The organism is Rhodanobacter sp. K2T2 (genome assembly GCF_013408815.1).
Taxonomy (GTDB): domain Bacteria; phylum Pseudomonadota; class Gammaproteobacteria; order Xanthomonadales; family Rhodanobacteraceae; genus Rhodanobacter.
The window spans coordinates 516,410-535,536 of sequence record NZ_JACCCA010000001.1 but is presented as its reverse complement, the minus strand read 5'-3'; the positions used below and the strand labels follow the sequence as shown (position 1 = coordinate 535,536).

The following is a 19,127-nucleotide window of genomic DNA, read 5'->3' as shown; positions in this document are numbered from 1 at the left end:
ACCTCAGAGGAAAAGCTCATGTCTAATCCAGAGATCATTCGGATCCCCATCTTGCCCTTCGGCATGGTGAACGCGCACCTGATCAAAAGCGAGGCAGGCTGCATACTCGTCGATACAGGGATACCCGGTTCAGAGCGAAAAATCGCGCGGGTACTCGATCAGCACGGCCTGTCCTTCAAGGACATCAAGTTGATTGTCGTGACGCATGCACACACCGACCACGCGGGCAGCGCTGCAGGTGTACGGAAACTGTCAGGTGCACCCATCTTGGCGCACGAGGCCGACGCCGATTTTTATAATCGTAAAGTGCCGATGACTTACTGTCCGACCGGTTGGTTCGGCAAACTTTTTCTGAAAACGCCAGCTCCGCACGAGCCTTATGAAGGCTTCGAGCCCTATATTCTGATGGATAAAGTGAAGGCCGTGAGCCTGCTTGATTTTGGCATAGACGGAATTGTCCGCCACACGGCAGGGCACACCCCCGGCTCGATCGCGATTGAACTATCGACGCAAGATGCCCTGGTTGGTGACTTGATTGCATCGGGAATTCTGATCGGTGGTATCGCGTTCAAAGGCCATGCTATTCGCCCTCCGTTCGAAGATGACCCGCAACGGGTTGCGCGTGAACTCGAACGCCTCGTCCAGGGCGGCGCGAAGCGCTTTCATATGGGCCATGGCGGACCGCTTGAGGCAGCTGAGGTTTTGCGGCATGCGAGGTTCTTGTCGGAGCTAGAGCCAACTCCTTCCGCTCATCCGTATTGCAATCATCCATCCCACTGATGGGATTTGAGGCAATACGGTGAAGTAGCGGCAAGGCCATCGGGCTCGCCATCTCAGCGGAATCCTTAATGCAGTCGGCCTATCTACAGATAACTGAGAGCGTCAATGCGATTCTCTGAGCAAAGAGCCTTAACGGCGCTCCGTCACGTTGATATCCACTTCGTCCGGAGGATCGAGCAAGTCCCAAACCTCATCCTCATTGCCCTCGGCAAGCAGCTCCCAGGGAGTGCGGTGATTGGCAGATCGGTGTGAGCGGGCCATCCATCGCGCAGCGCGCTGGGGTGTGCTCATCCGCTCAATCAGCATATCGGCAAGAGATGGGCGCAGTGCTTGCAGATCATCGAACGCCGATGCGACCAGGGCTTCGCGTTCCGCGCGAAGGCGGGCCAAGTCGTCGGCGACACGGGTAAAGTTCAGAGTGGGCATCAGCAGTCTCCGCAGAATGTGGTCCGCTGGCATGGGTACCAGCAAGGACGGTCAAGCAAACCCGGAACTAGCCAGCCGAATTCTTTATTTGCCGTTTAGGCGTCGGTTTTACTGGCAGAAGCATCGCAGAGCTCCGGGAAATGCTGATGCTCATCTCTTGCATGTTGTCTATAGATCGTGCCGAAAGAATCAACAGAGCTTGGCCGTGTGAACAGCCTTTGCTGCCGGGCCCGCTGCACTTCTCCGGCTCGATAGCATTCCTTGCCGTTGGAAAGCTTGCGAGACGGCAAACCTCACTCAATCGCTCATCGGCCGACCGGGAGTCGAGCTTCGTCTGAGCCCGCAACGGTGACTTGTTCATTCTTAGCAGACTTGGTGATATTTGATCAAAATCGATTTCAAGCGCACTGCCGCACCCTAGAGCGCCCGAGATATTCCGCTTCACCACATCGTTCGGCGGCTGGGAGCAGTCACGAAACATCGGCTCTTGGTCATCAATCTAATGCGCGGACTGCAAGTGCCTGGTAGCGACCTCCCCATTTAGCTTGGGCGTAATCCGAAGACACCAAACAATTTGTGGGTCGCACTCAGTTCTTGCTGCGAATCTTTGGATGCTCGGTCCCTTGCGTTATTCGTTGCCAATCGGAAAAGTCAAAAACCCGCGTAAAGAGCCAAGACGTCTGGTGGCTCGCTGTTTAGATTAGGAGGGCAATCGACATCGGCAACGACTTCTTTCGATACGGCTTGCTTCTTGCACCTCACGCTCAAGCCGTCGCCCGGAAATGCAATCGACGCTGATGGAACAAATTTTCCTTAGGCAACACATGACTACGCCGCATATGAAATATTCGATCCGACCCTTCCACGCGATTGTGGTTTTCTGCCTTTTTTGCTCCAGCTTGTCCGCCAGCGCCAACACGCTGGAAGTCGAGGCGGGACGAAGTTATTCCGACAGCCGGGGTACGAATACGCTGTTCCTGGAGAATGTGTTCGAACCAACGCCTATTGGCATCAGCCGTTTCAGCTGGGCTGCCGATGTCTCTTTTGGTTGGATAGATGGGCGCAATGAATTCAATTATCGACCTGGCCGCTATGACGTTCGCGATCACGCATTCGTTGCGGCGGCTGGAGCCCGATTCCAATACGGCAATAAGGCCGACTGGTACAGGCACCTATTTTTCAGTTTCCAGCCGACCTTCAACACGGGGCGGACGCTCGCGCTGAGCAGCCCTTATGAATTCACCAGTTCACTTGGTTGGCAGACCAAGCATTTCAGCGTCGCCGTGCGTCATATCTCCAACGGCGGCATCCATGATCCTAATCGCGGCGAGACCATGGCTTTGTTGGGACTGGTTTTTTAGCGCGGCCCACATATTCACCAACCTCGTGATTGGCGGCGGCACCGATGGTGCCGGTGGCCGGGCTTAGCCGTAAGTCGTATAGCTATTGCTGAAAACACCGAGCCTTGTGCGGAACCTCGGTGTTGGACAAATCAAGGATATTGCATGACCTCTCCGATCAAACGTGTGGCCATTGTTGGCACAGGCGTCATAGGCGCAAGTTGGGCAGCTGCTTTTCTGGCAAGCGGCCTTGATGTTTCAGCAAACGACGTCGCGCCTGGTGCCGAGGTGCGTTTGCGCAAATACATCAGCGAGGCGTGGCCAGCTTTAGAGCAGCTGGGGCTAGCCAAAGACGCGTCACGCGAGCGCCTGACGTTTTCAGGAGATCTTGAAACGGCCGTGAAGTCGGCGGATCTTGTTCAGGAGAACGGGCCGGAGAAAATCGAATTCAAGCGTGGTCTTTACGAGCATCTGGATGCATTGCTTGATGCCAACGTCATCATTGCGTCGAGCTCGTCGGGCCTCACTATGGGTTCCATTCAGTCGGCTTGTACGAAACACCCCGAGCGATGCGTCATCGGCCACCCCTTCAATCCACCGCATCTGATTCCCTTGGTAGAGATCGTCGGTGGCGCATTGACCTCGGAGGATACGATTGAGCGCGCAACCCGGTTCTACAGGTCGCTTGGGAAAAAGACGATTCGTCTTCGCAAGGAGGTTCCCGGCCACGTTGCCAACCGGCTGCAGGCAGCGCTTTTTCGTGAGGTAGTTCATCTGATTGCAGAAGGCGTTGTCAGTGTCGAAGACGCCGATGCCGCCGTGTCTTGGGGTCCGGGCCTTCGATGGGGTGTGATGGGGCCGACGATGCTATTCAATCTAGGAGGTGGGGAAGGCGGCATCGCGCATTTTCTTGAACAGTTCACCGGTCCGATGAATGCTTTATGGAGTGCGCTCGGTTCCCCCGTTCTTACACCTGAGCTTTGCGCGATGATTGCCCAGGGTGCAACAGAAGAACTCCATAACCGTCCATTTGCCCAGCTTGTTTCGGAACGTGATGAGGTGTTGCTTGGTTTGCTGGCGTTACGCAACCAAGAGTTTGTCGCGCCATGAATGGTTTTTTCACTCGTGGGCGTCAGCGAGCTTTCGATCCGAAATCGCGTCCAGTCTCCCCCTTAGCGGCAATCGACGATTGCCATGCAACCAATACGGCTTCCCAATGCCTTCAGCTTAGGTCCTCGAATCGAGTTGGGCCGACTTGGCTCGGCTTAAATTCCTTGGGTATGGGAAAGGCAGTCCACATTCCAATGGATGGAGAGACTGTTTGCTCGACATGGACAAAGTTCTTCGTCTCTTTGACATATGGCCAGCAGGCGCCTGAGGTTAGCGCCAAGCTTCCATCAAAGTGAGCCTCTCAGTGCGACTCCATCGTAACGACGGAAAGATGTGCAGGCTTTGGTAAGGCATTTCGATCAGGGGCGCTCGCGACCGAACTTTTGCGTCATTAATGAGCGCATGCCCAGTCCGTTGAATCGGTCCCTGTTTGAAGTTTGCTCGAGACGGAAGCCGCCAGGACTCAGATTCGTATTACAAAAGCCTGCGTTACCCAAAAAGGTTTTGGCGCGCACGCGACCCGAGATGAAAAGCGCTTGGCCGGGGCTTGCGTTCGAACGTGTCAAAGTCGACTTCGACCAAGCCGAATCGCTGACCGTAACCGGCAGTCCATTCATAGTTATCCAGTAGTGACCACTGGATAAAGCTGCGGACATCAATGCCTTCATCGATGCATGCCTTTACTTCAGCCAGTGCCGCGTCGATGTAGGCAATGCGACGCGAATCATCGTCGGTGGCGACGCCGCTCTCGGTCACGTAGACCGGCTTCCCGGTGCGAGCGGCAGCCAATCGTATTGTGGCGCCCAGCGCTTGCGGATAAAACTCGTAGCCGGCAGTCGTCATCTCGGCATCCGCTGGTGGGTCGATGCGTCCACGTAGCCCTATCTGTACGCGCGTGTAGGTCTGTACACCGATGAAGTCGGCGCCTTTGGCCTCATCCAGCCACGGGCCGTAAAGTCGGTCGGTGACGACCTTTGCCAAGTTGATCCAGCCAACACCCTGAACGTCCTGCATGGTCAGCGAGATGCCGACGGGAAAACGGCCTGGTCCGGCCTTGATCGCGGCCATCGCCTTGCGGTGCGCGTCCAGCAGCACCGGCTCGGTCTTTTTGAAATCGGTAAATACTAGCGATGAAAAACGCGCTGAGCCGCATCGCCTGGCACATGCTTCCAACATCGCGTCAATCCCAGGTTGCGCATCGGACGTGCGGATCAGGGCAAGTAGCCGCTGCACATTCGCTTCGTTGAACGTGGTAGCCGCAGCCATGCGATCACCCAACCGCTCGGTGGCTTTCTCGGCAAACCGAGCGAACAGATCGGCACCGTCGGCTACCTCGAAACCGCCGCGCGCCGCAAACCAGAGTGGTACGGAGAAATGGCTGAAAGTCACCATGGGTGCGAGCCCGCGCTGCGCGCATAAATCAAGCATGCGTGAATAGCGGTCGAGTTCGGCCATCGAAAACTTTCCAGGCTCTGGCTCGATGCGCGCCCACTCGATGCCAAATCGATAGCAGTTGAATCCGAGGTCGGCAGCAATCGCAATGTCTTCGGCAAAACGGTGGTAGCTGTCGCAGGCTTTTCCGGAAGGATCAACGAAGAGTGTCGGCGTGACATTCTCGGCGAGCCAGATGTCGGAATTGGTATTGTTGCCTTCGCTCTGGTGCGCGGAGATAGCTACACCCCAAAGGAAATTTTTAGGAGCGGGACGAGGTGCCTCGTTCAATGTGCTTTGCCTTTTGATGGTGCTTTGCGTTTTGATGATTTAGTGTCTCTGGCGGGATAGAGCAGGCCGAGAATTTCACCGAGCACCGCCAGAGAGTTTTCACTATCGGCCTTATCACGACGGAACAAGGCTTCCATCGATAGGCCGCGGATAGCTGCAACGAATAGCCGGTGGACGGCTTCTCCATTCGGCCGATCGTGTAGGCCCGCAGCGGCGAGTCGCTCAATAATCCAGTCGTGCGATCGGGCATCGATGGCCTGTTGCTTTGCGCGCAGCTTGTCTGCCAGTTCGCTGTCGGAACGCGATGCGAGCATGATTTCCATGACTGCGGTGCCCGATGGACGGCTGACCGCCTCCCAGACCGTTGCCGGAAGATCGAGAACCCACTGCTTGGGTGACTTTGCCATGACGGTTGACTGGTAATACTTCGCGTCCGCTTCGAACACTGCCTCGACGACCGCCAGCATCAGGTCGGTTTTTGCAGGGAACTGATGGGACATGGCGCCGCGACTAACCTTGGCCTCCTCTGCCACCATGGTGACCGTCGTAGCGCTATAGCCGACGCGATGAAGGCAAGCAATTGCCGCGTCGATCAGTTTCGCTTGTGTATCGGCGCTGCGTTGTGCCTGCGGCCGCCGCAAAGGCGTCGACGAAGAACCCGTATTTGCATGGGCTGGCGAGACCGGGGCACTCCGTTTGGCTTGAGTTTTCTTCGTCAAGAGAATCTCTCTATTGGTCAACATCTGCTCAATACAGCGGCGTGTTTTGCCAGAAGGCGCGCTGTTTAGAAAGATCGTTACCTATTAAAATTTTGCGTCGAACGAAACGCCGATCGTACGGAATGCATCGGCACCGAAAGTCTGGCTGTAAGTATTCGTGTCGCCCAGCGTCGTGCCTATGGGTGTCACAAAACGAAATTGTGGCACGCGCTCATCGGTCAGATTGCGACCATAGACATAGATACCCCATCGGCCATCGTGTGAGCGGACACCTATTTTTGCTCCGAACAACACGTGGCTACCCGTAGTGTCGGTGGGATCATAGGCCTGATCGAAATAAATGCGCGACGTGTACACGCCGTCGGCCGAAACGAAACCGTCCAGCGTTGCATTCAGGGCGCGGCTGTAAGTTCCGTTGAGGGTGACTTTCCATTTGGGCGAAGCGACCAACTGATTGCCTCCGGCATCGGACTCTCTCGTCGTCTTGCCGGGCACCGCGTGGCACCCGTCGGCGTCGGTCTGAAAGTTGGGCGCACAGCCGACGAAGTAACCGTTGCCGTACTTGCCGTTGTTATACAGCGTGCCGAAGTTGAGCGTGAAGTTGTCATTGAGATGTCCAAAGGCGCTCAGTTCGACGCCCTTGATCGTGACCGTCGGTGCATTGCCGTAGACAAAGGTTGCCGATGTGGGATCGAAGTAGAGCGCCTGGAAGTTTTCAATATGCGTGTGATAGATCGACCCATTCACGCCGACGCGGCCATCGAGCCACGTCGTCTTGAGACCAGCTTCCCAAGCGATGGGAATTTCTGGCTTAACCAAGAGTGGAACGTCGGTGCTGGTGGCCTGGTCATTGACCGCAGGACCTTTGTAGCCCTTGGTAAACGTGATGTATCCCATGGCATTGGAGGTCAGATCGTTCTGTATGCCCAAGCGGAAGGAGTTGTATTTGTTTTCCGTACGACCGTGGATGTCCGCGGTGCTTGTGATGGGGAAAATCGCCCCTGGCGCGAGCTGACGCAGCGTAGTGGCTGAGACATCGTCGTCGCCGTAGCGTAGGCCAATAATGCCGCGGAACGTCGGCGTGAATTTCAACGTCGCTTCACCGTAAGCCGCGTAACTGCGTTCACGCGACTGCGTGAGCGACGATTGACCGAGCAGGAACGGCAGGCCGTCCTCCAGCAGCGGCATACCTTCCTCTACGGTGCTGGTGACATTCGTGCTGTGGTAGTAGTAGAGGCCGCCGACATAATCCAGGAAATCGTTGTTAGATGACGTCAGTCGAAATTCTTGGCTCTGCGTGCGCAGATTGATGTCTTTGGTGTTGGTATTGACCAGATCCACCGGAGCGCTGTCGGCATCGCCACCGTCAGCGGCTCGAAGGTGGCGTACGGCGGTAATCGACGACAAGGTGGTTGCGCCGAAGTCATAGTCGACTTGGCTGGATAATCCATCTGACTTTGCCGTGCTGCGGTTCGGGCCATCCGAGCAGGTGCGATTGTTGTCTTGATTTGGCACGATCCCGCACGTGGCAAGCAAATTGCTCAGAACGCCGCCGGGTGTTGCCTGGAATACCGGGAAGTCGGTATCGCTGACCTTTGAGGTGACGCGACTGTAGTCGGCGATGATGTTGAAGGTGAGTTTGTCCGTGGGCTGCCACAGGTAACGAATACGTGCACTGCGTGCCTTGTTGTCGTCCCAGATGTGCTGGTATGCGTTGTAAATCGTGTCTGGTTGTCGCGTATCCGCCACCGACAGGCGCAGCGCAGAGTAGGTTGACACAGGCAGATTAAGCACTGCTTGGTCGGTGTAGCTGTCCCGACTTCCCTGGTCCGAGTGGAGAGTCAACTCAGTCTTGCTGGGATCCGGTGCGTTGGTGGTGATATTGAGCACGCCAGCAGAGGTGCTGCGCCCGAACAGGGTGTCCTGAGGTCCCTCAAGCACCTCTACCCGCGACACATCGAACAATTGCGGGGATGCCGCGGTAGCATTACCCAGCGATACACCATCCACCACGACGCCTACACTAGGCTCTGCGGTTTGAGCATTTTGCGGTACGCCGATGCCGCGAATCTGCAGCGTCGTAGGTTGGCTTTTTTGAGCCGTCAATGCAGGGACAGCATGGGTGAGATCCTGCACTTCGTTCAAGCCTTGATTCTGCAATTGCGCAGCATTGATCACCGTCACGGTCACCGGCACCGACTGAATCGACTCCGCGCGTTTTGTTGCAGTCACCATGACTTGCGAGAGATTGGCCGCCTTTTGGGGCGACGCGTTATCGGTTTCCTGTGTCTTCTCGATCCCTCTAGCTGCTTTTGTGCCAGCAGTGGACTGAGCGTTCGATGCCTGTGCCGAATCCAAACCGAAAGATGTCTCCAGCGCGTACACCGGCGCGGTGACCGATATCAAAGCGCTGCTGCAGGCGAGCATGATGAGATAAGAAGTGCGCACAAGGTACCCCTCCAACGATTCTAGTGGTGGCGCTCTTCATCAACGCTGCTGTCGGGCGGCAATTACAAAGCGTGGCCGAAAGATAGGGACATATTTACAAACAGGCAAGTCTGTTTGTTGGTGCGATGCAACGAACTAGATGCTGAGGCCTAGCGCGGAATGCCATGCGATATGCGAAGCCAAATAGGCTTGGCGGCGAGCGATTGTTCAATCGTACGCTGCGAGTGATAGCTCTTCTTCAAGCCGTTTCGCTGATCAAGTCGACATTGACTATCTTTAATGGCCAGGGCGTTTCAGTACGTCATCGATGCTTTGCGCGGCTGAGGAAAGCGCAGATAGACAAGGGGGAAATCAGCGTGTGCAGCGCAACATCGATTATTTTCCCGAACCAAATTTTCGTCAGAGGGCAGCTCTTTCCGAGACAATCTGCGTAGTACAAAAGTGGTTTGATTTGTTTTCGTAATACGTTGTTGAACTGCCGTTCTCGCGGTGGGGAGCGTCGGCTGCCATCGCGCTAAAGGACATACTGTGCTGGATGTCGGCATTGGATTTCATGCTTGCCGTGCTCGAGACCCATACGCGCGGCATGAGAGGGTTGCAGTAGAAATATGTGGTCGCGCGCGTTGGTTCGTCAGAACGCGCATGTCTCAGGAAGGCAATGTCATCCGTGCTCACGCTATTCTATTTGGCTAGTCACGGTATCGAGACTTATGCTCGGCTCAACTTGCCCTGCGCTAGGGCTTTCTGTGCAACCGGGCTGCTTTCGTACCGTTCCATTGGGCACGTCGGGACTGATCGACGCGCTAGAGTCGTCCCCAAATGGAGGAAAGGTAAACATCATGAACAAGCCTGCTGCAGCCAATCCACGTAAGGCAATGACGAAATCGAGACTGTCCGCCGCCGAACGACGCAGCAAGTTTCTTGAGGCGGCAGCTGCCATCGTCGTGGAGCAGGGGCTCCCGGCAGTTACGATGGAGGAGGTAGCTGCCCGCACGGGGGTCAACAAGCGCCTGGGCTATCGTTACTTCACCAACCGTGAAGAGTTGCTTCGAGCCCTGCTAAATCAAGAGATGAGAGAGGCTGGTAGCCGAGCTCGCGCGATCCTGCCTGCCAAACCGGATTTACGCCAACTCGTCAGCGCCAATATCCAGGTGTGGCTAGAACTTGCGCGCGAGCGTGGGCCTTTGTTGTCAAAAATGTTTTCCGACGATGCGGTGTTTCCAGACATCGCCAAAGAAGTTCATGACCTTGCAGTCAAGGACTGGGCTGCAGTACTGCGTAACTCGCACGCTATTCCAAAGGCAAGAGCGGACGTGGTGGCGAGAATGTATCTGGCGGCGCTGCGTGGCGCGGTGGACGCGCTGGGGCTCAAAGTCGCAACGCTGGATGAAATTGTCTCGATTTACACCACCGTCGCTGTGGCAGGTGCCGACGCTGTGGCAAAACTCAAACGCGCTCGTTGACGCTTGCACTGCGCCTTAAGTCACGTTAACGTGACAACTCATGAGGGGCTGATTTTGTCGGCCGTCTTGTTGGTTGGCGTGTGTGAGAATCGACATGTTCAGTACTTGGTGGGGGAGTGATTTCGATGTTGGCGCGGCTGCTTCGGGTCAGGTAGGACGGGTCGGTGCAGAAGCACATGGCTGGGTCGAAGTTTCCCTGCGTGGCCATTTTTATCCCGCGCTGCACACGGCAAGACGCTTACTCGATTCGTGCGACGACTACGCCGAGAATGAGTGCGCATCGAGCAAGAATCACGAATGGTGGTGGTATGCGGATGTCGATGCACCATCTCTGGCGTGAAGACAGCAGCTGTTCCTCGACTTTGAAGCCCTCGTCCCAATTGCCACGGTTTGTTTGAGTGGCGAGGTGCGCGGTTCGATCGACAGCATATTTTGCGCCGATGAACGTTGAAAAATCGTGGCGCGCAATGATGATTTGGCCAATTCGCCTTAGAAGATCCAGATCGTCAGCGGCCGAACGGTTTGACTCGGACGAGCTACCCGTTTGCTTTTATCCGCGACGAGCTTTCATCAACTTCCACTGAAGGATGTGACCAATGACCCAGGCGCAAACACCCGTCGGCATGGTGGATCGGCTTGATCCGACGCCGCGTAGACATTCGCCATTCGAGCAGGCATTACTTAAGTTCCTGCTTGGTTCGGGTCCAGCGGGGCCGGAGCTGATAGCTCTTGTTACTGACCCAGAGGCTCGCGCCGCTTACACCGCCGCAGAAGTAGGACAGCGCTCGCGCGACTGGCCCTTTCTCGGCCTGTATCGCGGAGAGAACGAGACTGTACGAAAAGAGGGTTGTCCGAAAGTGGTTTTCATTGGCGACTCCATCACTGAGATATGGCGTTACGCCGATCCAGGCTTTTTTACGAACGGTATCATCGGCCGAGGTATCAGTGGCCAGACGACGCCGCAGACGTTGATCCGCTTTTATCCCGACGTGGTGGCGTTGAGGCCACAGGCGGTGCACATCCTTTGCGGCAGCAACGACATTGCCGGCAACACCGGCGCAACGACGCCGCAAGACTACAAGAACAATATTCTGGCCATGCTCGACATCGCGCAAGTCAACGGTATCAATGTCCTGCTGGGCAGCATCACACCTGCCGCGGGGTTTACGCATAGCCCTCAGGTTAGGCCGATCGCGCGTATTGCCGAGTTGAACGACTGGTTGCGCCATACCGCAAACGAGCGCGGTGCGGTTTTTATTGATTACTTCAGCGCACTGGCTGCCGAAGACCGTTCGCTCCCTCCGCGATATACGAATGATGGGCTTCACCCTAATCGGGCGGGGTACGACGTTATGCGCCCACTTGTGGTCGAAGCCATGAGGGTCTAGCCCAATCTTGAACGGCATAGCTTGGATCAACCGGAGCGCGTCGTTCTTCAGGCGTATGGCACAACCGGTTTGGTCATAGCTAGTTTTATAATTTTCCGTGCAGAAATCGCCAAAATGATGTTGCTTTCGCAAAAAACTTCGGCATCAATCGTCGCGATTTCGTTCAAGATTCAGTACGCGCCGGCCATAGATCAGGGCATCGAGCGAGTAAGCCCCAGGGCCCAGTAGAAACAGGGCCACGCCCAGCGTTATGGTGATAGCCGAAACGCTCTGACCCAAGCCGCTCAAGCGTAATATCCCGGCTATACCCGAGAGCACAACCAAGCAGGAAAAAACGGGCGTTAAAAATCCGATGACTAACGCGATGCAGACAAGCACCAGTCCAATCAGTAAAACCGTACCAGCGTGACTGGCTGGCGCGCAGTAACCCAGCAGAAGGCCTAGAGCCAGCGCAATACGTAACAGCAGTAGGCCAATGCCGGGGCCACCGTGTGGAAACATGGAATATAGTCGTTGCACGGCAGAAGCCTGGTGGCTTTATACGCGATCAGAATCTTCTTTAAGAGATGTGCATGCGACACCCTTTCGGGTGATTGACCGGGAACTTTATGGTTATTGAACACTTGCTGGCCGTGGAGGCCTGAGCCATTGCGGCATTTAGGTAGACATGAGTTGCTCAACAGAGGTATGTCCTGCCTGCTGGCGGGATGTCTTTTTTTTATTCTGACAGGGATGGCTAGATCCTTCGACATTACCGCCTCCCCGATGGATCAGTTCCATCACTCGGCTTGGAGTGCAGCAACGGGAGCGCCGCGTGATGTCTGGTCGATCGCGCAGGGAGTCGATGGTTCTCTATGGCTGGGTACGGGCGCTGGGCTGTATCAGTTCGACGGAGTCAAATTCAGATCTGCCATACAGTTTGATAAATCATTTTCATCGTCCAACATCACGTCACTGAGCGTTCTGCCGACCGGGGAAATTTTGGCCGGCTTTTATCTGGGTGGCATGACGCTTATCAAACAGGGCCATGCCACGACCTATGGAAAAGACGACGGTTTTCCCAGCGGGTGGGTTTTGGCATTTGCGCAAACCCAGGATGGTGTCATCTGGGCAGCTGCGAGGCATGGATTGGCCCGGTACGAGAATGGGCGGTGGACCACGATAGGCAATGATTGGGGCTTTCCTCCGAACAGTGCTGGATGGGTGCTGGTCGATAAGGAGGGAACCTTGTGGGCGTCGGGCCCCTCGTCGCTTCTTTTTCTCGCCAAAGGCTCTCATCGATTCCAGGACACTCATATTGCGCTGGGCTCTGGCGCGGTGCTGGCATTGGATCGTGATGATGGTCTATGGGTGTCCGACAAGGTTCATGGTACGCGTTCGCTCCCCGGCGTGACGGTTCTTCATCCGAGCCTTTCGATCGCGCCCAAGTTACTTTCACAGAACTTCATAACGTCCAACCGAATGCTTTTTGACCGTAACGGGCACATGTGGGGCACCGATTCTCAATCGGGTGGCGTCTATATCGTGCTTGACCCCAAGACTGTTGCGGATGGCCGTTCTTTACAGAGCAGCGATCTCTCATACGTGGTGAATCGGAAAAATGGTCTGACTTCAGATTTGACAGACCCTCTGTTGAACGATCGCGAAGGCAACGTCTGGGTTGGCACAAATTTTGGACTTGATAGCTTCAGAAGCAGCAACGTTTCCGTCGTTCCCGGGTTGGAGGTGATTCCAGGCGTAGACTTCAACGGGACTGTCGACAGCGCGGGGAATGTCTGGATACTGAACGGAAGATCGATATATCGGGTTGAGAACGCCGTACTTCATTCTGTCATCAAGATGCCGGAAACCGTCCACGATCTGGCCGGCACCGAAGATGGTTCGCTTTGGTTTGAATCAGAAACTGGGATATATCGTTATAAGGACGGCGTTACGCAGTCCATTCCCTTGCCGGCGGGAGTCACCAACGCCTCGTTGGCGGCTTTTACTTCGGACCATGCGGGCGGAATATGGGCGTCTTTCGTCAACGGTCGATTGTTTCATTGGTCATCGGGACGATGGAGCGTTAGCAGCGATTCCTTGATTCGAGATACGCCGACGGCTTTAGCTCTGGCCAACGAAGGCCTGTGGGTTGGTTTTACCAATAACCGGGTTGTGGTGGAGGACGCACACAGCGCACGGTTATTCTCTTCGAAAGATGGTGTCGGCATCGGCGCGGTGAGCTCCTTCAATGTGGCGACATCACTGAAGCTCGTGGGAGGCGAACTGGGGCTGGCCCGTTTCGAGAACGGCAAGTTCCAAACGCTTTCGTCGATTGGTGCCAGCCCGATCAGCGGTATTTCCGGCATCGTGCAGTCGGAGGGAATGTTTTGGCTTAATACGGGCCAAGGAGTGCTTAGAATCAGTGCTCTGGAATTAAAAAAAGCGTTTGACGATAGCAATTACAGTCCCACCTATAAATTGTTTCAGTATCGCGATGGATTGCCCGGTTTCGCACTGCAATCGAAGTCGCTGCCAACGGCATGGGTGGATAGGGATGGCCAGATATGGGTCGCTACGAATCTTGGTATTGCCTGGATCGACCCGCGGCATACTCATCTGAATCGCGTACCACCAACCGTGGAAATTGTGGACGTGTCGAGCAATGGCCGGCACTACCTGCCAGAGCCGCACGCCGATGGTGAGACTAGGAATGATCTTTCGGTGATGCAGTTACCGAAAAGAACGTCCAATTTAGCGATTGAATACTCTGCTACAAGTCTGTCTGTTCCGGAGGGTACGCGCTTTCGATGCAGGCTCGATGGTGTGGACGAGGTTTGGCAAGATGTGGGTACACGCAGGGAAGCTTTTTACGCCAACCTTTCGCCGGGTACCTATACATTTCAAGTCGAAGCTGAAAATGAAGACGGTGTGTGGAGCACTTATCCAGCGTCGGTGGGGGTGACCATACCGCGCATGTTCTATCAGACAAACCTGTTTATCATTGCTTGTGTGGCAGCTGTCTTGATCATCACAGCCTTGTTATTCGGAATGAGGCTTCGTCAGGTCGCCGACAACGTACGCAGTCGGCTGAATGAGCGCTACGCCGAACGGGAACGGATCGCTCGAGAGCTGCACGATACGCTGTTGCAATCGGTGCAAGGACTGATATTGAGCGTTCAAGCGGCCGCCCAGCGAGTCCCCATGGGCGAACCGGCAAGAGCAATGATTGATAAAGCCCTTGATAGGGCCGACGACGTACTGGTTGAAGGGCGCGACCGTCTGCTTGACCTAAGGACAACCGCCGAACAGGCCCGTAATCTACCCCGCGCTTTTGCACTAATCGGCGAAGAGTTGGGTAAGGACGCTAATGTATCTTTTCAGATCCTGGTTGAGGGACTGGAACATCCGGTCGATCCGATGGTTCGAGAGGAAATTTATCGTATTGGTCGGGAGGCAATTCTTAATTCCTACCGGCATTCGGATGCCGACGCGATTGAGATCGAGATCAGTCACGATAGCGATGAGCTCAGAGTGCGGTTTCGGGATAACGGTCGCGGGATAGGCGAGGGCGTCACCCTTAGTGGGGGCCGGCCTGGGCATTGGGGACTGGTGGGAATGCGCGAGCGCGCTGTTCAAATGGGCGGCAGTCTCGTCGTTTGGGGCGGGCCCGATCTGGGTACAGAAATTGAGCTGAAAATTCCTGCTGCGGTTGCGTATGGAGATACCCGCCCATCGTTTCGTCATATTCTGCGGCGTCTGGTCAAGGGTGGAAGATAACCTATGCAATCCGAAGATAACCTTATCCGAATTCTCACCGTCGACGATCACCCCATGCTGCGCGATGGCATCGCAGCGGTTATCGAAACGCAGCCCGATATGGTTCTGGTAGCTGAGGCAAGCGATGGCTATGAAGCCGTTGAAAAGTTTCGGCAGTACCGGCCCGATGTGACTCTTATGGATATCCAGATGCCGGGTATGACGGGAGTTGAGGCGATCAACCAGATATGCCGGGAGTTTCCTGCCGCGGTTATTCTTGTCTTGACGACTTATAAAGGAGACGTCCAGGCAGTCAATGCCCTGAAAGCGGGCGCGAGGGGGTTTCTACTCAAGAGTGTATTGCGTAAGGAGATGGTCGATACCATCCGCAAACTCCATGCAGGCAAGCGATGCATCGTTCCTGAAATAGCGGCCCAGATCGCCGATCACGCCATCGACGACGAACTAACCATGCGTGAGACGCAGGTGCTCAAGCAGGTCGCAGCGGGCAACTCCAACAAGAACGTGGCAAACATGTTGGGCATCAGCGAAGAAACGGTCAAGGCGCATATGAAGGGCATTCTGTCCAAGCTCGGTGCCAAAGACCGGACCCATGCGGTCATGATTGCGGTCAATCGCGGAATTATCCAGGGCTGAATCCGATCATAGTTGCTTACGTCGTTTATGAGGCCAACGCAGCAACAACCCAGGGCTCCCACGTTCAATAAGATACGCCAGAACCCAGCGAGGCATCTATCGCGAGTGCGACTGCCCGCATTCCCTCAACGTTAGGATGAAATGGCGCTGTCCAACGAGCGCTTGGAAAGCGGCCGTTAACCCAGGCTTGGGCTGAGCATGCGCTATGGTCGGTCGTCTGATCGTTGGGATCGACGTATGCTGCACTGCTCGCGATCGCTGCAGCACGTGTGGCTTCCTTGAGGCGCTTGGCGATTCCACGCATCTGCACGATGTCTTTGTCGCTTAGACCGAGTGACTCGCAGCTCCCTTCGGCGGGTAAGACATCTAGATAACCGACAAAAACGATGTGCGCTCTCTGAGAACGCGCTCGAATTTCCTTAGCGATGTCTCGAAGATGAGCCCCGAGTTCGCCAAAATGTTTGTCGACTAGGCGTGTCGGTGTAATGACACACGCCCTCAAAACAAAACTGACAATCGAATGGTCGCTTGAACAGCTTTTAGCAACGAGATTGGAGAGATACTGCACATCGTTGCCGCCGATCGTTATCGTCACCAGAGTCGTCGAAGGACCAATCGCATCCACTTGAGGGCTTTGAAAATACTGCCCGCCTTTCAAAATATCGTTAGTAGTAGCGCCGGCACAAGACACGTCGACCAGCGTAAGGCCTCGCTTGCGAGCAAGCATGTGCGCGTAATTGTGATCGGACCGCGCGCACAGCAAAGGGCTACCTGCGCTTTGATGAGGAATGCCGGGTCCGGAGGAAAATGAGCTGCCGAGCGCTACATACTGGGCGCCGTGCTGGACGCGAGCTTTGCCTTGCATGTAGACAATGAGTACGGCTGCGATAGCAGCGGCCAAGCACGGAACAACAAGTGCCAATCCCACACGTCGGCCCAATGTTCTCAACGATCTTGCTCGATGGACTGACGCCACTTTTAGCTCTTTTTTGGAATGATTCCGCTAACCGACGATATCGTAGCGACGTCGTATCGAATATTGCCATCTACTCGCTTGCAACACGCGAGGTCTCGACCAACGAAGGCCTATGTCCAATGGTAAATCAGCCAGTAGCCGCAGCAAACATGATCAGCAGGCGCGACTCGTCGGCGACGATCTGAGCGGCTTCTTGCAGGCCTGGATCCTTGAGCATCTTGGAGGAGGAGGGCGTCTTCTCCGGTGACAACGCTCGCTCAGACGGGTCGAGTCCGTCATCGGCAATTGCCGCATCATCGGAGTCAGCTGGAACCCCAGCTGCTTTATCTATATTTCGACGACGGTCTTGGAAGGCCTTGGTAACCGCAATATCGGCATCACGGTCAGCCTTTCTCACAGCAAGGTTGAGCGAAACCGATGTGCGCGATGACGCTCTTTGGAAAGCGTTGATCTCATCCAGCATGAGCTGCCAGGCGGGCGAGTCTGCCACGCGTTTCTCGTGTGTCTCTTCTAGCACGCTGACGAAGCGCGCTTGTGCTGCGCCGGCCTTGCGCGGAAGTGCGGAAATGCTAGAGGCAGGCAGGGCGTTCTTATAAATCGATTCGCCGAACAATTTTTCCTGGCCGGTGGAAGGGAAGGAAATATCCGGCCGTACACCGACCAGTTGGGTGCTCACGCCATTGACGCGGTAAAACTGGGCGATGGTCATTTTAAGTTCGCCCAGCTTGTTGCTCCCATCGCGTCCAACTACTGAGTCAAGGTCTACAAGATTTTGAACCGTGCCCTTGCCGAACGTGGTCTCGCCGATGATGAGGCCGCGCTTTTTGTCCTGGATGGCGGCCGCAAAGATTTCAGAAGCGGAAGCCGATCCATGATTGACCAATACGCCGAGTGGTCCTGTCCAGACCGCCTGGTCGTTAGGCGCGCCGTCGACTTCAACGTTCCCCCGGGCGTCTCGAACCTGCACAACAGGACCTGATCCGGAAAAAAGGCCGGCTAGCGCCGTCGCTTCGGTCAGAGACCCGCCGCCGTTGTTACGAAGATCGATGAGAACACCATCGACATGTTTCTCGTTGAATTCGGTGAGCATGCGTTTGACGTCGCGACTGACGCTGCTGTAACCGGGGTCACCGTCACGCCTTCCTTCGAAGTCCTCATAGAACGACGGTACGCTGATGACGCCGATCCTCTGTCGATGCCCCTGATCGGCAGTTTCGATGACGGATGAACGTGCTGCCTCATCCGCGATCGACACCTTTCGCCGTTGAAGGACGACCGTACGCGTGACGGAATCGCCTTTGCGCTCATCAGACAAAAGCTCGATGCGAACAGACGTCCCTACCGCGCCGCGAATCAGCCCCACCACATCATCGGCGCGCCAACCCACCACGTCGACCAAACCCGCCTTGTCGCCTTGACCCACCGCAACGATACGATCGCCCACGTGGACTTTGCCCGATGTTCCCGCAGGGCCTCCTGGTACGAGCTCGCTGATCTGCACGTATTCGTTGTGTTCGCGCAGGTACGCGCCTATACCGACGAGAGACAGCGACATCTGCGTATTGAATTCGAGCGCAGTTTTGGGGACGAAATAATCCGTGTGGGGATCCATGGATTCGCTGAAGGCTGTCATATAAATCTGAAAAGCGTCTTCAGGCGTTGTCTTTTTGAGCCTCTCCGTGACACGTTGGTAACGATGCGTCAGCGTCTGGCGGATTGCTTCATCATTCTGTCCGGCGAGCTTCAATCGCAGCCAATCGTCTTCTGCATGCTTGCGCCACAGGTCGTGCAGCTCATCGGTCAAGCTGGGCCACGGCGCGTCTTTGCGCTCGATCTGGACGGATTCTTTCGAGGTAAAGTCGAAGCCATGGGGGAGCAGGGTCTGAGCGTATTGATATTGCTCGAGCGCACGGTTGAGGTAGCGATTCACAATGAAGAACGCTGGCGAGAGCTCGCCGTTTAACGTCGACGGAGCCAGCGCGTTTGCTTCGGGGGCGAAGCTGTCGATGTCAGCGCGCGTGAATGACGAACGCTCCGGATCGAGATTCTCGAGCAGATGATCAAAAACGACTTTCGAAAACGACTGATCGAGCGGTTGGGGCCGATAATGAAAACGTGTGAAGAGCAAGCTAACGACTTTCGCGGCTTCTGGCTCGACCGGGCTTGGAGACAGATGAATGGGGGCCTGTGCCTGGCCGGTGCCGTCGGCCAAAGCGGGCCGAAAGCACAGCGCTGTCAGTGATAACAGAACGCAAAGCGAAATCGAACGGTAGGGACGGTTCATGAGCTCAACTTGGAAAGTGTTCGATAAGGCTGCTTTCGCTAGGCAAAGCGCAAGCAGCAAAAGTTCATGCACGAGA

The 19,127-nt window shown here is 55.5% G+C and carries 15 protein-coding genes; 8 read left to right on the top strand and 7 right to left on the bottom strand.

The window, feature by feature from the left end:
* Positions 1-18: 18 nt before the first annotated feature.
* Positions 19-780 carry an MBL fold metallo-hydrolase gene (locus HDE78_RS02245; protein ID WP_179476880.1) on the top strand — a complete coding sequence of 254 codons (762 nt, stop codon included), beginning with the start codon at positions 19-21 and terminating at the stop codon, positions 778-780.
* 129 nt (positions 781-909) lie between these two features.
* On the opposite strand, the gene HDE78_RS02240 is transcribed toward HDE78_RS02245, so the two are convergent.
* Positions 910-1,206, bottom strand: a complete 297-nt coding sequence (locus HDE78_RS02240; protein WP_179476879.1) for a DUF2384 domain-containing protein — start codon at positions 1,204-1,206, stop codon at positions 910-912.
* An 824-nt stretch (positions 1,207-2,030) separates the two neighbouring features.
* On the opposite strand from HDE78_RS02240, the gene HDE78_RS02235 reads away from it, so the two are divergent.
* Together HDE78_RS02235 and HDE78_RS02230 are read left to right on the top strand one after the other, a co-directional pair.
* On the top strand, positions 2,031-2,567 hold the full coding sequence (locus tag HDE78_RS02235) for an acyloxyacyl hydrolase (protein ID WP_255457556.1): 537 nt from the start codon (positions 2,031-2,033) through the stop codon (positions 2,565-2,567).
* 144 nt (positions 2,568-2,711) lie between these two features.
* Positions 2,712-3,656 carry a 3-hydroxyacyl-CoA dehydrogenase NAD-binding domain-containing protein gene (locus HDE78_RS02230; protein WP_179476878.1) on the top strand — a complete coding sequence of 315 codons (945 nt, stop codon included), beginning with the start codon at positions 2,712-2,714 and terminating at the stop codon, positions 3,654-3,656.
* A 489-nt stretch (positions 3,657-4,145) separates the two neighbouring features.
* Here the strand turns inward: HDE78_RS02230 and HDE78_RS02225 are convergent, their stop codons facing one another.
* The 3 genes from HDE78_RS02225 to HDE78_RS02215 form a co-directional block, all read right to left on the bottom strand.
* A complete protein-coding gene (locus HDE78_RS02225) occupies positions 4,146-5,378 on the bottom strand; it encodes a family 1 glycosylhydrolase (RefSeq protein WP_179476877.1) in 1,233 nt (410 codons plus the stop codon).
* Entirely contained in the window at positions 5,375-6,097 is a 723-nt protein-coding gene (locus HDE78_RS02220) for a TetR/AcrR family transcriptional regulator (protein WP_218861926.1), read from the bottom strand. Before HDE78_RS02220 ends, HDE78_RS02225 begins: the two co-directional genes overlap by 4 nt.
* Positions 6,098-6,181: 84 nt before the next feature.
* On the bottom strand, positions 6,182-8,545 hold the full coding sequence (locus HDE78_RS02215; RefSeq protein WP_179476875.1) for a TonB-dependent receptor: 2,364 nt from the start codon (positions 8,543-8,545) through the stop codon (positions 6,182-6,184).
* Positions 8,546-9,384: 839 nt separating this feature from the next.
* Here HDE78_RS02215 and HDE78_RS02210 point away from each other — a divergent pair.
* The 3 genes from HDE78_RS02210 (at position 9,385) to HDE78_RS02200 (ending at position 11,396) form a co-directional block, all read left to right on the top strand.
* A complete protein-coding gene (locus tag HDE78_RS02210; RefSeq protein WP_179476874.1) occupies positions 9,385-10,008 on the top strand; it encodes a TetR/AcrR family transcriptional regulator in 624 nt (207 codons plus the stop codon).
* A gap of 94 nt (positions 10,009-10,102) precedes the next feature.
* Entirely contained in the window at positions 10,103-10,348 is a 246-nt protein-coding gene (locus tag HDE78_RS02205; RefSeq protein ID WP_179476873.1) for a hypothetical protein, read from the top strand.
* 256 nt (positions 10,349-10,604) lie between these two features.
* Entirely contained in the window at positions 10,605-11,396 is a 792-nt protein-coding gene (locus HDE78_RS02200; RefSeq protein WP_179476872.1) for a GDSL-type esterase/lipase family protein, read from the top strand.
* Between the two features lie 144 nt (positions 11,397-11,540).
* Here HDE78_RS02200 and HDE78_RS02195 read toward each other — a convergent pair whose 3' ends face one another.
* Positions 11,541-11,897, bottom strand: a complete 357-nt coding sequence (locus HDE78_RS02195) for a hypothetical protein (RefSeq protein ID WP_218861922.1) — start codon at positions 11,895-11,897, stop codon at positions 11,541-11,543.
* A 186-nt stretch (positions 11,898-12,083) separates the two neighbouring features.
* On the opposite strand from HDE78_RS02195, the gene HDE78_RS02190 reads away from it, so the two are divergent.
* Entirely contained in the window at positions 12,084-15,155 is a 3,072-nt protein-coding gene (locus tag HDE78_RS02190) for a sensor histidine kinase (protein ID WP_179476870.1), read from the top strand.
* 3 nt (positions 15,156-15,158) lie between these two features.
* A complete protein-coding gene (locus HDE78_RS02185) occupies positions 15,159-15,791 on the top strand; it encodes a response regulator transcription factor (protein WP_179476869.1) in 633 nt (210 codons plus the stop codon).
* 64 nt (positions 15,792-15,855) lie between these two features.
* On the opposite strand, the gene HDE78_RS02180 is transcribed toward HDE78_RS02185, so the two are convergent.
* Entirely contained in the window at positions 15,856-16,692 is an 837-nt protein-coding gene (locus tag HDE78_RS02180) for an SGNH/GDSL hydrolase family protein (RefSeq protein WP_179476868.1), read from the bottom strand.
* Positions 16,693-16,894: 202 nt separating this feature from the next.
* Positions 16,895-19,051, bottom strand: a complete 2,157-nt coding sequence (locus tag HDE78_RS02175; protein WP_179476867.1) for a carboxy terminal-processing peptidase — start codon at positions 19,049-19,051, stop codon at positions 16,895-16,897.
* Positions 19,052-19,127 lie beyond the last annotated feature (76 nt).

Coding starts and splice junctions, on each gene's coding strand:
- HDE78_RS02245 (WP_179476880.1), top strand. CDS start 19: ATGTCTAATCCAGAGATCATTCGGATCCCCATCTTGCCCTTCGGCATG.
- HDE78_RS02185 (WP_179476869.1), top strand. CDS start 15,159: ATGCAATCCGAAGATAACCTTATCCGAATTCTCACCGTCGACGATCAC.
- HDE78_RS02210 (WP_179476874.1), top strand. CDS start 9,385: ATGAACAAGCCTGCTGCAGCCAATCCACGTAAGGCAATGACGAAATCG.
- HDE78_RS02195 (WP_218861922.1), bottom strand. CDS start 11,897: ATGTTTCCACACGGTGGCCCCGGCATTGGCCTACTGCTGTTACGTATT.
- HDE78_RS02240 (WP_179476879.1), bottom strand. CDS start 1,206: ATGCCCACTCTGAACTTTACCCGTGTCGCCGACGACTTGGCCCGCCTT.
- HDE78_RS02175 (WP_179476867.1), bottom strand. CDS start 19,051: ATGAACCGTCCCTACCGTTCGATTTCGCTTTGCGTTCTGTTATCACTG.
- HDE78_RS02230 (WP_179476878.1), top strand. CDS start 2,712: ATGACCTCTCCGATCAAACGTGTGGCCATTGTTGGCACAGGCGTCATA.
- HDE78_RS02205 (WP_179476873.1), top strand. CDS start 10,103: ATGTTCAGTACTTGGTGGGGGAGTGATTTCGATGTTGGCGCGGCTGCT.
- HDE78_RS02190 (WP_179476870.1), top strand. CDS start 12,084: ATGTCCTGCCTGCTGGCGGGATGTCTTTTTTTTATTCTGACAGGGATG.
- HDE78_RS02200 (WP_179476872.1), top strand. CDS start 10,605: ATGACCCAGGCGCAAACACCCGTCGGCATGGTGGATCGGCTTGATCCG.
- HDE78_RS02235 (WP_255457556.1), top strand. CDS start 2,031: ATGACTACGCCGCATATGAAATATTCGATCCGACCCTTCCACGCGATT.